Annotated in this window: 14 protein-coding genes; 6 read left to right on the plus strand and 8 right to left on the minus strand. The window is 64.6% G+C overall.

All coding sequences use genetic code 11. The annotated features are described in order from the left end of the window. The first annotated feature begins 188 nt into the window (after positions 1–188). The 5 genes from AOQ71_RS41645 to AOQ71_RS41665 all read left to right on the plus strand — a co-directional run bounded on the left by AOQ71_RS41645 (position 189) and on the right by AOQ71_RS41665 (position 3846). Positions 189–1199, plus strand: coding sequence for an aldo/keto reductase (locus tag AOQ71_RS41645; RefSeq protein WP_057759688.1), 1011 nt, complete (start codon positions 189–191; stop codon positions 1197–1199). A 397-nt stretch (positions 1200–1596) separates the two neighbouring features. Next, the gene (locus tag AOQ71_RS41650) at positions 1597–2175 is read left to right on the plus strand and encodes a hypothetical protein (RefSeq protein ID WP_057759954.1); all 579 of its coding nucleotides are present in this window, start codon (positions 1597–1599) and stop codon (positions 2173–2175) included. Between the two features lie 246 nt (positions 2176–2421). Beyond that, positions 2422–2769: a DUF3088 domain-containing protein gene (locus AOQ71_RS41655; RefSeq protein ID WP_057759957.1), complete on the plus strand. Its 348-nt coding sequence runs from the start codon at positions 2422–2424 to the stop codon at positions 2767–2769. Positions 2770–2851: 82 nt separating this feature from the next. Further along, positions 2852–3427 (plus strand): cysteine hydrolase family protein, encoded by a 576-nt coding sequence (locus AOQ71_RS41660; protein WP_057759690.1) that lies wholly within the window; start codon positions 2852–2854, stop codon positions 3425–3427. 110 nt (positions 3428–3537) lie between these two features. Next, a complete protein-coding gene (locus tag AOQ71_RS41665) occupies positions 3538–3846 on the plus strand; it encodes a hypothetical protein (RefSeq protein ID WP_057759693.1) in 309 nt (102 codons plus the stop codon). 34 nt (positions 3847–3880) lie between these two features. Here the strand turns inward: AOQ71_RS41665 and AOQ71_RS41670 are convergent, their stop codons facing one another. From AOQ71_RS41670 to dctA, 7 genes are all read right to left on the minus strand, one after another. Then, positions 3881–5152 carry a flavin monoamine oxidase family protein gene (locus AOQ71_RS41670; protein ID WP_057759696.1) on the minus strand — a complete coding sequence of 424 codons (1272 nt, stop codon included), beginning with the start codon at positions 5150–5152 and terminating at the stop codon, positions 3881–3883. Beyond that, positions 5145–5861 carry a RibD family protein gene (locus AOQ71_RS41675; RefSeq protein ID WP_057759698.1) on the minus strand — a complete coding sequence of 239 codons (717 nt, stop codon included), beginning with the start codon at positions 5859–5861 and terminating at the stop codon, positions 5145–5147. Before AOQ71_RS41675 ends, AOQ71_RS41670 begins: the two co-directional genes overlap by 8 nt. Positions 5862–5883: 22 nt before the next feature. Continuing rightward, positions 5884–6543, minus strand: coding sequence for an FABP family protein (locus AOQ71_RS41680; protein WP_057759701.1), 660 nt, complete (start codon positions 6541–6543; stop codon positions 5884–5886). Between the two features lie 157 nt (positions 6544–6700). Next, positions 6701–6940 (minus strand): hypothetical protein, encoded by a 240-nt coding sequence (locus AOQ71_RS41685; protein ID WP_430648685.1) that lies wholly within the window; start codon positions 6938–6940, stop codon positions 6701–6703. 128 nt (positions 6941–7068) lie between these two features. After that, on the minus strand, positions 7069–7908 hold the full coding sequence (locus AOQ71_RS41690; protein WP_057759708.1) for a bifunctional allantoicase/(S)-ureidoglycine aminohydrolase: 840 nt from the start codon (positions 7906–7908) through the stop codon (positions 7069–7071). Positions 7909–7910: 2 nt separating this feature from the next. After that, entirely contained in the window at positions 7911–8417 is a 507-nt protein-coding gene (locus tag AOQ71_RS41695; protein ID WP_057759710.1) for an ureidoglycolate lyase, read from the minus strand. Between the two features lie 24 nt (positions 8418–8441). Continuing rightward, entirely contained in the window at positions 8442–9770 is a 1329-nt protein-coding gene (dctA, locus tag AOQ71_RS41700) for a C4-dicarboxylate transporter DctA (protein ID WP_057759714.1), read from the minus strand. Positions 9771–9989: 219 nt separating this feature from the next. Between dctA and AOQ71_RS41705 the strand changes: the two genes are divergently transcribed. Continuing rightward, on the plus strand, positions 9990–10886 hold the full coding sequence (locus tag AOQ71_RS41705; protein WP_057759717.1) for a LysR substrate-binding domain-containing protein: 897 nt from the start codon (positions 9990–9992) through the stop codon (positions 10884–10886). Between the two features lie 87 nt (positions 10887–10973). Here AOQ71_RS41705 and AOQ71_RS41710 read toward each other — a convergent pair whose 3' ends face one another. Then, positions 10974–11891, minus strand: a complete 918-nt coding sequence (locus tag AOQ71_RS41710) for a MurR/RpiR family transcriptional regulator (RefSeq protein ID WP_057759720.1) — start codon at positions 11889–11891, stop codon at positions 10974–10976. Between the last annotated feature and the right edge of the window lie 5 nt (positions 11892–11896).

The following is an 11896-nucleotide window of genomic DNA, read 5'->3' on the forward strand; positions in this document are numbered from 1 at the left end:
GATCGCCCGATCAAGTCGGGCGCTGACACCTGATGTGTGGCATGGGTGTGCTCATCTCGTCATTGCGAGCGCAGCGAAGCAATCCAGCATCCCTCAGCGGACGCATCTCTGGCTTGCTTCGCTACGCTCGCAATGACGAGCGCGGCTGGCTATGGTGCCTGACGACAGGACCGTTGAGGAAACAGCGCATGCAGTACCGCCAGCTCGGCCGCTCTGGCCTGAAGGTTTCGCCGATTTGCCTCGGCACCATGATGTTCGGTGGGCCGACGGATGAGGCGACCTCGACGCGCATCATCGCCAAGGCGCATGACGCCGGCATCAACTTCATCGACACGGCGGACGCCTATTCGAAAGGCGGCTCGGAGGAGGTCGTAGGACGCGCGATCGGCAGCAACCGTAACGATTGGGTGCTCGCGACGAAGCTCGCCAACCCCATGGGGGACGATCCCAATCGCGCCGGGCTGTCGCGCCGCTGGGTGTTGCAGGCGGCCGAGGAGAGCTTGACGCGGCTCGGCACCGACCATATCGACATCTACTATCTGCACAAGGAAGACCATGCGACACCGCTGGAGGAGACGGTGCGCGCGATGGGCGATCTGATCCGCGCAGGCAAGATCCGCTATTTCGGCGTTTCCAACTACCGCGCCTGGCGCGTTGCCGAGATCTGCAACATCTGCGACCGGCTCGGCATCGACCGTCCCGTGGTCAGTCAGCCCTATTACAACGCGATGAACCGCATGCCCGAGGTCGAGCATTTTCCGGCCTGCGCTTATTACGGCCTCGGCATCGTGCCCTATAGTCCGCTGGCGCGCGGCGTGCTCACCGGCAAGTACAAGCCCGACGCTGCCCCCGAGAAGGACACGCGCGCCGGCCGCAACGATGCCCGCATGATGCAGACCGAGTGGCGCCCGGAGTCCCTGCAGCTGGCGCAGGAGATCAAGACTCACGCCGAGAAGCAGGGCATCACTGCGGGCCAGTTCGCAGTGGCCTGGGTGTTGAACTCCGCCTTCGTCTCGTCGATCATCGCGGGGCCGCGCACTGAAGAGCAGTGGGACGGCTATATCGGCGCGCTCGACTATCGCTTCACTGCCGAGGACGAGGCGCTGATCGACCGGCTGGTGGTGCCGGGCCATCCCTCGACACCAGGCTACAATGACCCCGCCTATCCGATCGAGGGACGTCGCGCGCGGACGGCGTGAACTTGCGGCGGCAGCGATGCCGTGGCGATGGCGGCGACCGCGCCCCGGAGGTGGTGCGGGAGACGAAGCGGCCGGATGTCGCCACGCTGGCGCTGCTGCGGGGGCGGGATTTTCGGCGAGCTGCCCGAGACTTACCCGGCTTTTGCGCTGACCATGATGCAGGCCGCGTGACGCCTCTCCCCTCCCTGCCACGAAAAAAACATCGGCCTGACGACAAGTGTCCGCCAGAACGGTTGGAGCGATCGGGGGCGAAACGCCGATGGGTGGCGCGGTGGTATTCCAGACGGGCTTTGTCGATCGGCTGGCCGAGCAAACGGGATCGCAACCAATTTGCGATTCGATGGTTAGTGGGCGGAACTCTCGCCCGTCCGTGGCCCCCTGGCAGATGAGCCTGACGATGCGCCTGCCCCGACCGGTTCTGGCTGCAATCCTCGTCTCTCTCGCAAGTCCTTGTTTTGCCGAGCCTTCCACCGCGATCGCGGTGAACAATCCGCCGGCCCAGCAGAATTCTCTTGTCGACATGCTGGCGCTGATGTCGGGCCACTGCAAGACGCTGAAGGTCGACGGGCGTCCCTTTGCCTGCAAGACCGTCGCCTTCGCCCATGACGACAAGGGCCGGGTCAATTTCGCCGTTGCCGTCGACGACCCCAGCGACGAGAACCACGTCGTGTCGTTCTCCGGCGAAAACGGCAAGCGCGCCGACGACAACTCCTACGAGCTGCCGGTCGATCGCATGCTGCTCAATTCCAAGAACCGGCCGAAGGTCGACGGCCTGCCGGTGCCGGCCGCGCAGGCCTCGATCGGCACCTGCCGCCAGACCGGCAATTTCGCGGCCAGGAAGGTGAACGACGTCACCTGCTCGGCGACCGACAGCGAAGGCCGGACATATGAACTGCTGTTCGTCTCCGACGGTAAGCCGGTGAGTGTGCGCCGCATCAGGAAGTCGTCGCATTCGATCCAGGATCCGTTCAAGTAACGAGCCCTCCTCGCACCGCCTGTTGATCGGGGCGCGACGCGCATGCGTCCGTTGAAACTCCGCTTCAGAGGCGCATGGCGGCCGCATCTGGGCCGAGAATGCTGCGACGAGGAAAGTTGCGCTGGATCAAGTGTCGCGGATGGTGCGTTTCAAATCGAATTGAAGGCGCTCACGCCTTGCCGTTGAATGGGCGGCCATGGCATGGAGCTCTCTCGCGACGGCCTCGATTCTCTCTCGGAGCGCCCCATGACGCGTGACCGCCTGTTTTTGCTGCGCCAGGGTTTCGAAGACCCTGCCCTTCCCGGCCGCCATTTCTTTTGCTGGCACTGTGCGCTGATCGAGGGCCTGCTCACCTCCTTTCCGACGCTTGCACAAAAACTGGACGTCGAACGCATCGCGTGGCCGAAGCCTCGGCAGGACGTGATCGCACTGGTCGGCGAGGAGAATCAATGGCTGCCACTGCTGGTCCTCGCCGACGGCACAACCTCGCCTCATCAGACCGGCAGCCGTCAGGGGCGCGCCTTCATCAACGACAAGGATGCCATCCTTGCCGCGCTGTCGGAGCGCCACGGCTTTCCCGAGCCGCATCCGTGAGACCGTCCCGAAACGAGGGATACGGCATTGCCTGAACCGGCGAGCGCCCAGCATAGTCTGCAAAATTGCGGAATCCGTTGCCATGCCCGATCCCCTTCCCGCCCTCATCGTCGTCGACGTCCAGCGCGCGTTCGATGAATGGGAGGCGGCGGGCAAGCGGCGCAACAATCCGGATGCGGTGGCGCGCATCGTTGACCTGCTCGCCGCGTTCAGGGCGAGCGGCGCGCCGATCTTTCATGTCCGCCACGAAGGCACCAAGCCGAACTCGACATTCCTGCCCTCGCGCTCCGGCTACGCCGTCAAGGACGAGGCGCGCGAGCAGGGCGGCGAGCCCGTGATCGTCAAGCGCGTCAACAGCGCGTTCATCGGCACGGATCTGGAGACGCGCCTGCGCGCAAGTGACATCGCCACGCTCGTGATCTGCGGCGCCACCACCAATCATTGCGTGGAGACGACGACACGGATGGCCGGCAATCTCGGTTTCAACGCGCAGCTGGTGCGCGATGCGACCTGGACGTTCGACCGCATCGGCGCTGATGGCGAAACGCATGCGGCCGAATCGATCCATGCGATGACGCTGTCGAATCTGAACGGCGAATTTGCCCGCATCGTGACCACGAACGAGGTGATCGCCTCGCTCAAAGCGGTGCGACAATAAATCTCAGCGCGATTTCGCGACGATCGCATGCGTCGTTTCGACACCCACTCTCGCCGGAACGCGGGTAGCGCCCATCTGTTGTCACGCGATATCTCAACTGGAGTGATGACATGAAATATCTCTTTGTCGCGATGACCATCGGCGCTGCTGCACTCACCGCGTCGGCGGCCAACGCGGCGAGCGGTGGAAAGGCCAGGCCGAACGCGCAACTCGGCCAATCAACCGACATCAGCGCGCAGCACAGACACGGTCATCGCCATCAGCACTGGCGTCCGCATCATTACGGCTATGATCGCCGGCACCATCGCAGTTATGGCTATTACCCGCGGCACCACGGCTATTACGGAGGCGGCCCCTACGGCTATTACGGCGGCCGCGGTCCCGGCGTGACATTCAGCTACGGCGGCAGCCGCTGGTGAGACGCCAGGCCCGCAGAGATGCGGGCCTGCTTTCTCAACATTGCGAAATGATCCCGGCCGTTTCCAGGCCGCTCGCAAGCGCGGCCTCGACCGTTCCCATGTCCCGCCCGCGGTAGAGCGCCTCGCCGGAAAACAAGATCGAGCCATCGGCGCGCGCGAGAATGTCTTGCGCCGCCCGCGTCCGCGGCGTCGCCCAGGAATAGGCGCCGCGGGCAAAGGGATCATTCGCCCAGTTGGTGGCGGCCGCCGCCACGAGGTCCCGCGCGATCTGCTCGCGCGGCAGGTCGAAGATGGCGGCGAGCGAGGCGATGCCGGCATCGATCAGTCCTTGCTGATCGAGATGCGCCAGCCCCGCCGTTCGCGGACCACCCAACCATCCCGTCAGGACGGGATGCTGATCCGGATGGCGCGTCCACCACACCGGAATGGTCTCGTCCGACAGCAGGAAGAGCATGTCGGCAAGCTCTTTGCGCCGTTCGCGCCACCACGCTTGTTTGAACCGCAGCAGGATCTTGATGACGCCGCCGAAGCCGATGTCGTCTGCGGCTGCCGCTTTCGCACGCGCGGCCGCGGGCAGCGCGATCTCGCGCAACAGCGGCAGCGGCACGGTGAGGATCACCCGATCGCAGGCCTGCAACTCACCGCCGGCACAACGGACGATGACCTTGCCTGCCTCCTCCTCGATGGCGGTGACCACGGCTCCGAGGCGGAGGACAACGCCGGACTTGCGGCACTCGGCGAGGAGAAAATCGATCAGGCCGCCATAGCCGCCGTCGAGGCGCGCCTGCATCGCATGTCCGTCGTTCATCCATTCGTCGCGCAGCGCCAGCGTCGAGGCGCGCGCGGGATCGGCGGCATCGTAGCCCTCGACCATGCGTTCGACCGCATGCCGTAGTCGCGCGTACTCCGGCCCGGCAAAATACCGGCGCAGGAACTCGGCGACGGTGAGATCGTCCTTCAAGTCCTTCACTGCCGCATGGAGCTGTTCGTCGTAGGGCTCGCGCGGATTCTCGCGCGAGAATGTCGTGCCGTCGAAGCTCCATTGCGCGCCGCCGATCATGCGAACCGTCAGCCCCGCCTCGCGCGCCAGGCTGCGCGTCACCGGCGCCTCACCATGGACGAACTCTGCACCGCCATCGGCAGCATAACCGAACTCCGACGCCGGCAGCGGATGGATTCGCCCGCCGCAGCGCCCGCGCGCCTCCAGGATCGTGACCCGTCTTCCCCCGCGCGCGAGCTCGCGCGCCGCCATCAGGCCGGCCGCGCCCGCGCCGGCAATGACGATGTGCTCGGACGTATCAGGCATGCTGCAGATGGCGCGCGGGATCGTTCTGGATCAGATAGCGCAGCAATAGGACGCCGCCGCCGAGATCCTGGGTGCTCTCCAGCGTCATCGCGCTGAGCGGCGCGCGCTTGTCGCTGTCGGCCTCGGTCGAATCAAACACGAAGGGCGCGCCCCTGGCGCCGTCGATCGCGGGGCTGAGGATCAAATTGAACTCGTCGATCAGTCCCGCGCGCAGGAACGCGCCATTGGCAACGCCGCCGCCCTCGACCAGCAGACGTCTGACGCCCAGCTCGCGATTGAGGATCTCGACCGTCATTGCGAGGTCGATCTCGGACTTGCCGGCGAAAATGTAGGACACGCCCTCGCCGCGCAGGCCGGCGAGATGCGAATCCGGTACGCTCTCGGTCAGCACCACGACGATCGGATCGCCGCCGATATCGGAGCGGCCCCAGCCGATCTTGCCATGCGCGTCGAGCACGACGCCGTAGGTGTCGGCATCGCGCCGCGCGAACCAGTTTTCGCGCGGGAACTTTTCGCCCGACGTTTCCGGATAGGGCTTGCCCTTGGCGAATTCCGAGCCGGTGACACGGCCGATCACCCAGGCATCGCCGCCGAGCCGGTCATGGATCTTCTCGAACCAGTCGGTGCCGGCGCCCTTCGGACGCCAGCGGCTGGGATGGGTGCGGCCATCGAGGCTCGCATGCATCAGGCAGATGACGTAAGGCTTCATGCACATTCTCCGCGACAGCGTCTCAAGCCGGCCCGTTGCCCTTCTCGCGATCATTCACGATCACCGCGAGCGGGTTGAGTTTTGGCGGCGCGACCAGCAGAAGCGTATTGCTGTCGTGATGATTGAACGGGGCGCCGCGGACGAACAACGCGGTCTGGATCTGATAGCTCCAGCTGCCGTCGTCGTTGAAGGTGATATCGCAGCGGTAAGAGTCGGTGCGGAAGGCTTGTTCCAGGAAGTCGGTCGAGCAGATCCCGTAAGTCGTGTCGCCGCGCTTCGCTGCAACCGAGATAGTCCTGTCGTCCGGCTTGGCATGACCCGAGGCGAGCAGCACCTGCCCGCGCGGGATCGCCAGTGTCTGCATGATCAAGCCGGTCGCCGGCTCCCAGAGCCAATAGCCGACCTGGTCGTGGAAGGTGATGTCTTCCTCAGGTGTATTGATGTGGATGTGATAGCGCAGGCCGTAAAACAGCTGCGGCCCGTTGGCCTGCGGGTCGATCGGGTCCATCCTGACGTGCTCGATGAAGGTCCGCCGCTCCGGTCCCTCCGCCTTCGGATTGATATCGATGCCCTTGTCGGCCTGCCAGGTGCCGGCGAGCCGGCGCAGCGGCCCGAGATTGGCAAGGCTGTCGGGGGAAACGTCCTCGGGCTCGGTGAAGATGTCGGCGGGAAGGGGGAGCATGGCGACCTCGCATCGTTGCGAGCAGCGGTCATAGCACACGAGTGGTGCGAAACACCTGTCATGGAACCGGAAGGCTGCCCCGCGCGCTGTGGGGTCTTGAGTGCATCCCCAAGGGCGAACCTGACGAAGCCTGGGCGGGAAAGGCAGCGAGGCGGCCTCAAGCCGCCTCGTGTGCCGACGCCGCGCGCTGCTCGAGCATGCCGATCGTCGCGACCAGATTGTCACGTCGCGCGCGTAGGCTCGCCGCGAGCGGCGGATAGGTCGGCTGTTGCGGGTCGAACACCCCGGCCTTGGCCTCTTCCTCCAGAATGTCGGTGTTGAGCAGCCGAACGCGCCACCACAAATCGGCGATCAACGCGTCGAGCTTGAGCTCTCCAACTGCACCAGAACGGGACATTGCCTGCATCGCTTGCCTCAACCTGAAACGGCCTCTCCAATGAGGCCTGGCTTTGGTGCGGACTGAGCAAGCGGAGTGCCAGAGACGGGCTGGGGGAGCGCTGACGACAGCGGCCGGCGCACACCACGTCAAATCAGCGGCGCGCCCTGCCGCAGATTCATGTGCCGGTTAACGTCCTTGTAGAGCAGATAGCGGAAGCGACCGGGGCCGCCTGCGTAGCAGGCCTGCGGGCAGAACGCGCGCAACCACATGTAATCGCCGGCCTCCACCTCCACCCAATCGCGATTGAGGCGATAGACCGCCTTGCCTTCGAGGACGTACAGCCCGTGCTCCATCACATGCGTCTCGGTGAAGGGGATCGTTGCTCCCGGTTCGAACGTCACGATGTTGATGTGCATGTCATAGCGCATGTCCGAGGGATCGATGAAGCGTGTGGTGGCCCACCGCCCGCCCGTATCGGGCATCGGCACCAGTGTCATCGAGTCTTCGTTGGTCACGATCGGCTCGGGGTCGGCCAGGCCAGGCACGCGCTGGTACAGCTTGCGGACCCAGTGCAGCTGGGCCGGCGCCTTCCCGCGATTGCGCAGGCTCCAGGCGCATCCCGGCGGCAGAAACGCGAAACCGCCAGCCTTCAGCTCTCGCTCCTTGCCTGCCAGCTTGAGCGTGATTTGCCCGCCCGCGACGAACAGCGCCCCTTCGGCGTCCTTCTCGGGCTCGGGAATTTCGCTACCTCCATTCGGCCCTATGTCCATGAGGTAATGGGAGAACGTCTCGGCGAAGCCGGAGAGCGGCCGCGCCAGCACCCAGACACGGCTGTTGTCCCAATGCGGCAGATGGCTGACGACGATATCGCGTTGCACGCTGTTCGGAATGACGGCGTAGGCGGTCGTAAACACCGCGCGACCGCTGAGGAGATCCGTCTGCGGCGGCAGGCCGCCCTGCGGGACGTGATAGGTGCGCGATGACATCGTCAGGCCTCGTGGCGGTCAGGCATGAGGTCGAGCTGCATGGTCTCGTCCAGCCAATATTCTTCGAGATTGTTGCCGTCGCCCTTGCGGTCGACGACGAGGAACGGGCTTGCGGCCTTGAGCACCAGAAGCGGATGGTGCCAGCAATTGCGCGCATAGTTCACGCCCTGTTTGCCCGTCGCCGCGAACGCCCGATAGCTCTCAGGCTTGCGCGGGTCCGTGCAAACGACGACCAGCCAGTCCGCGCCATTGAGCGGCATGAACAGCTGGCTTCCCAGCGGATGGCGCTCCATCAGGCGGATGGCGATGGGCGCCGGACGCATAGAGGCGAAAAACCAGCTGATATTGGTCTGTCCGCCTTCAGCAGTGACATCGATCTCGGCGAGGTCGTTGAATCGCTCAGCGAAACCCTGGTTGATCGACAGGGAGATCGCCCCGTCTATCTCGATGACCTCGCCGAACGGCGCGAATGCCTGCTTCGTCAGCGGCTCAATCGAAAGCCTTACCATTGCTAACCTCAACCGTTTCGGTACTCAGAGCGTTTGCAGCCCGGCGACGGGAGCAGTCGCACCATGAGGTTCGGCTTGCAAGGTCTGAGGATCGATCTCGCCGTCCAGGATGAGATGCGCCCTGGCGCGATCGAGGTCGCCTTCCCATGCGGCGACAACGACCGTCGCTACGCAGTTGCCGACATAATTGCCGAGCGCGCGAGCAATACCGATGAACCAGTCCACCGACAGGATCAGCACGAGGCCGATCGCCGGGATGGCCGGGATAGCCGACAGCGTCGCGGCGAGAACGACGATCGCCGAACCGGGGACGCCATGAGCACCCTTGGAGGTGAGCAGCGCGACGCCGAGGATTGCCAGAAGATCCCCCAGAGCCAGCGGCGTGTTGGTCGCCTGTGCAATGAACACCGCCGCCAGGGTCAGATAGATCGAGAACGCATCGAGGTTGAACGAGTACCCGGTCGGGATGACGAGGCCGACGGTCGATCGCTTGATTCCGAGCAGCTCGAGCTTGCGCATGGTCTGCGGCAGCACGCTGTCGCCGGCGGCCGTGCCGAGCACGATCATCAGCTCCTCGCGCAAGTACGCCAGCAGCTTGAACAGGCTGAAGCCGGACAGCCGCATGATCGATCCGAGCACGACCACCACGAACAGCACCACCGCCAGGTAGAACAGCCCGACGAGGCCGCCGAGCTGCTTCAGCGAACCGATGCCGTACTTCCCCACGGTGAACGCGATCGCGCCGAACACGCCGATCGGAGCGAGGCGGACGACGAAATTCATCATCTTGAAGATGATCTCGTTGACGCGCTCGATGAAATCGACCACCGGCCTTGCGCGCTCGCCGCACAACGACACCGCGCAGCCGAACATGATCGAGACGATCAGCACCTGCAGCACATCACCGGAGCTGAACGCGCCGACGATCGTTCCCGGGATCAGCTTCATCAGGAACTCGGAGACGCCGCCGCCGGCGACCTGGGCTGCGGTCTGGCTGAAGCCGCTGAGCGCCTTGGCATCGAGCGTCGCGGGATCGATGTTCATTCCGGCGCCGGGCTGGAAGTAATAGGCGAGCGCGATGCCGAACACCAAGGCGACGGTGGTGACGATCTCGAAATAGAGCAGCGCGCGGATCCCGACCCTGCCGACCTTCGAAAGGTCTCCCGCCGCCGAAATTCCGTGCACCACGACGCAGAACACGATGACGGGCACCAGCATCTTGATCAGCTTGATGAAGCCGTCGCCGAGCGGCTTCATCTGCAAGGCCGTATCGGGATGGGCCATGCCGAGCCCGATGCCGAGCGCGAGTGCGACAACGACTTGGAAGAAGAGTGACTTGAAGATATTGGGCATGGCTTTCCTCGGCTGGCGGGATTGGTGTCGGTCTGGCTTGGTCAGCGACTTGAGCCTTTCGCCTTTATTGTCGTTGGCGCCGCGACGCGCTGCGTGCAGGGCTACTGGCCGCTTGCGGGGCGGACGACGGCTGCATCGGTCATTCGTTGACCAGGTGCGACATCAAGTCCAATATATAGAACGACACGATTGATAGGCTTTCGCTATGGATCTTCGCCCATGGATCTTCGCCAGGTCAGGTACTTCATCGCGGTGGCCGAGGAGCGCAGCTTCACCCTCGCCGCACGGCGGCTGAACCTGTCGCAGCCGCCGCTGAGCCAGCATATCCAGGCCCTCGAGGCCGAGCTTGGCACGCCGCTGCTCTACCGGACCAGCCGCAAGGTGGAGCTGACGCAGGCTGGCGAAGCGATGCTGCTGCGCGGACGCGCCATCCTGCAACAGGTCAAGTCAGCGGAAGACGAGGTGCGCTCGATCGGCGCCGGCCTGGTGGGAACGCTGGATCTCGGCGCGACCGGGTCCATCCTGCGCGGTCCTCTCGCCGATCTGCTTGCGGCCTACCGGCAGGTCGCGCCCTTGGTGAAGATGACCGTGCACGAACAGGCACCGGCTCTGCAGATCGCGGCCCTGCTCAGCCGGACCACCAACATTTCTCTCATCCGCGGCGTGCCCAGCGAGCGCGACCTCACCAGCAGACTGGCATGGCGGGAAGAGGTCGTTCTCGCCGTCCCCCGCACTCACCCCTTGGCAAAGCGCAAGCGCGTCGCGCTTTCCGAACTGGCGTCGGAGGATCACGTCGTGCTCAACCCCGACAGCTCCGATTTCGCGCGCTATGTGCAGAGCTGCTGTGTCGATGCCGGCTTCCTGCCAAAGGTGTCCCAGCAGGTCGTCGACGCGCAGTCGATCCCGAGCCTGATCGCAGCCGGCTTCGGCGTCGCGCTCGTGCCGCAGTCGATCGCGCGCTTCACGACCTCGGACATCGCCTTTCGCCCCATCCGCCCCTCCCCGCCCGCCGCCGACGTGTTCCTGGTGTTCAGACAGGACGAGACCTCGATGGTGGTCCACAATTTCATCAAGCTCGCGCTGCGGTATTTGGGGCAGCGGAAGAAGGTGGGGTAGGGCGTAGGGATCAAACGGCGCAGCCGGGATCACAAGCCTTGCACGCTTGCGCAACTCATAAGGCCGGTGGCCTTGATCGCCGCGCCTTCAGCCGACCTCGATGTTCATCTCCGCGATCAGCCGTTCGCGACCCGCCAGCGAGTCGAGCGCCTTGTCACCCAATTCCCTCGCCACAAGGATCAGCAGCGCTTCACAGAATACGACATAGGCGCCCATGCTGTTCGAATAGAAGCTGCTGGCGTGGGGGATGAAAAAAGCATGCGCGGCAGGAGGCACGAGCGGCGACGACCGGGAATCCGTAATCGCGATGACGATCTGGCCGTTGGAAGCGGCGACCCGGGCCACCTCCGCGACGCTGCGCGTATAGGGCGCGCAGCTGGCGACGACGACGACATCGCCCCGATCGAGCTGTGACAATGCCTCGGCGACGCCAAGGCGCGGCGCGTCCAAAAGTGCGACGTCCGAGCGCACCATTCCCAGGCAATAGGTGAGAAAGCTCGCTAGTGAATGGAATTGGCGAACGCCATGGACACGAACACGGCGGGCGCGTGCCAGGAGCCTGGTGGCCCCTTGCAGAGCGGCTGCATCCAACTGTCCGAGAAATCCATCGACATTCGCCGCCGTTTCCCGCGCCAGCTGCGCGAACGCATCGACTTTGGGATTGCCGGCGGATGGCGCGGTCATGAGCCTTCCGGCCTGGCGGCTATAAAAATACTGCTGGTCGTCTGCGATGGCCTTGCGGAAGACCGCCTGGAAATCGCTGAAGCCTTCGAATCCGAGGCGCTTTGCCAGTCTGGTCAGCGTCGACGGGTTGATGCCGAACTGATCGGCAAGCTCCGAGATCGAGCGTACCGCCGACTGTTCCGGCGCTTCCACCAGCTTTGCGAATACGTCATGCGCTTTGGCGCCGAGCGAAAATCCTGCCTCGTCGCGGCCGATCGAGAGCGCGAGCGCCCTGAGATCCTCGATGGTGCGCGGCGGCTTCTCGGCGACTTGCCTTGGCATAACCC

The organism is Bradyrhizobium manausense, from assembly GCF_001440035.1.
Classification (GTDB): domain Bacteria; phylum Pseudomonadota; class Alphaproteobacteria; order Rhizobiales; family Xanthobacteraceae; genus Bradyrhizobium; species Bradyrhizobium manausense.

What these genes read in the sequence shown, in the direction of transcription:
- AOQ71_RS41645 (WP_057759688.1), top strand. Translation starts at nt 189, where the DNA reads ATGCAGTACCGCCAGCTCGGCCGCTCTGGCCTGAAGGTTTCGCCGATT.
- AOQ71_RS41650 (WP_057759954.1), top strand. Translation starts at nt 1,597, where the DNA reads ATGCGCCTGCCCCGACCGGTTCTGGCTGCAATCCTCGTCTCTCTCGCA.
- AOQ71_RS41655 (WP_057759957.1), top strand. Translation starts at nt 2,422, where the DNA reads ATGACGCGTGACCGCCTGTTTTTGCTGCGCCAGGGTTTCGAAGACCCT.
- AOQ71_RS41660 (WP_057759690.1), top strand. Translation starts at nt 2,852, where the DNA reads ATGCCCGATCCCCTTCCCGCCCTCATCGTCGTCGACGTCCAGCGCGCG.
- AOQ71_RS41665 (WP_057759693.1), top strand. Translation starts at nt 3,538, where the DNA reads ATGAAATATCTCTTTGTCGCGATGACCATCGGCGCTGCTGCACTCACC.
- AOQ71_RS41670 (WP_057759696.1), bottom strand. Translation starts at nt 5,152, where the DNA reads ATGCCTGATACGTCCGAGCACATCGTCATTGCCGGCGCGGGCGCGGCC.
- AOQ71_RS41675 (WP_057759698.1), bottom strand. Translation starts at nt 5,861, where the DNA reads ATGAAGCCTTACGTCATCTGCCTGATGCATGCGAGCCTCGATGGCCGC.
- AOQ71_RS41680 (WP_057759701.1), bottom strand. Translation starts at nt 6,543, where the DNA reads ATGCTCCCCCTTCCCGCCGACATCTTCACCGAGCCCGAGGACGTTTCC.
- AOQ71_RS41685 (WP_430648685.1), bottom strand. Translation starts at nt 6,940, where the DNA reads ATGTCCCGTTCTGGTGCAGTTGGAGAGCTCAAGCTCGACGCGTTGATC.
- AOQ71_RS41690 (WP_057759708.1), bottom strand. Translation starts at nt 7,908, where the DNA reads ATGTCATCGCGCACCTATCACGTCCCGCAGGGCGGCCTGCCGCCGCAG.
- AOQ71_RS41695 (WP_057759710.1), bottom strand. Translation starts at nt 8,417, where the DNA reads ATGGTAAGGCTTTCGATTGAGCCGCTGACGAAGCAGGCATTCGCGCCG.
- dctA (WP_057759714.1), bottom strand. Translation starts at nt 9,770, where the DNA reads ATGCCCAATATCTTCAAGTCACTCTTCTTCCAAGTCGTTGTCGCACTC.
- AOQ71_RS41705 (WP_057759717.1), top strand. Translation starts at nt 9,990, where the DNA reads ATGGATCTTCGCCAGGTCAGGTACTTCATCGCGGTGGCCGAGGAGCGC.
- AOQ71_RS41710 (WP_057759720.1), bottom strand. Translation starts at nt 11,891, where the DNA reads ATGCCAAGGCAAGTCGCCGAGAAGCCGCCGCGCACCATCGAGGATCTC.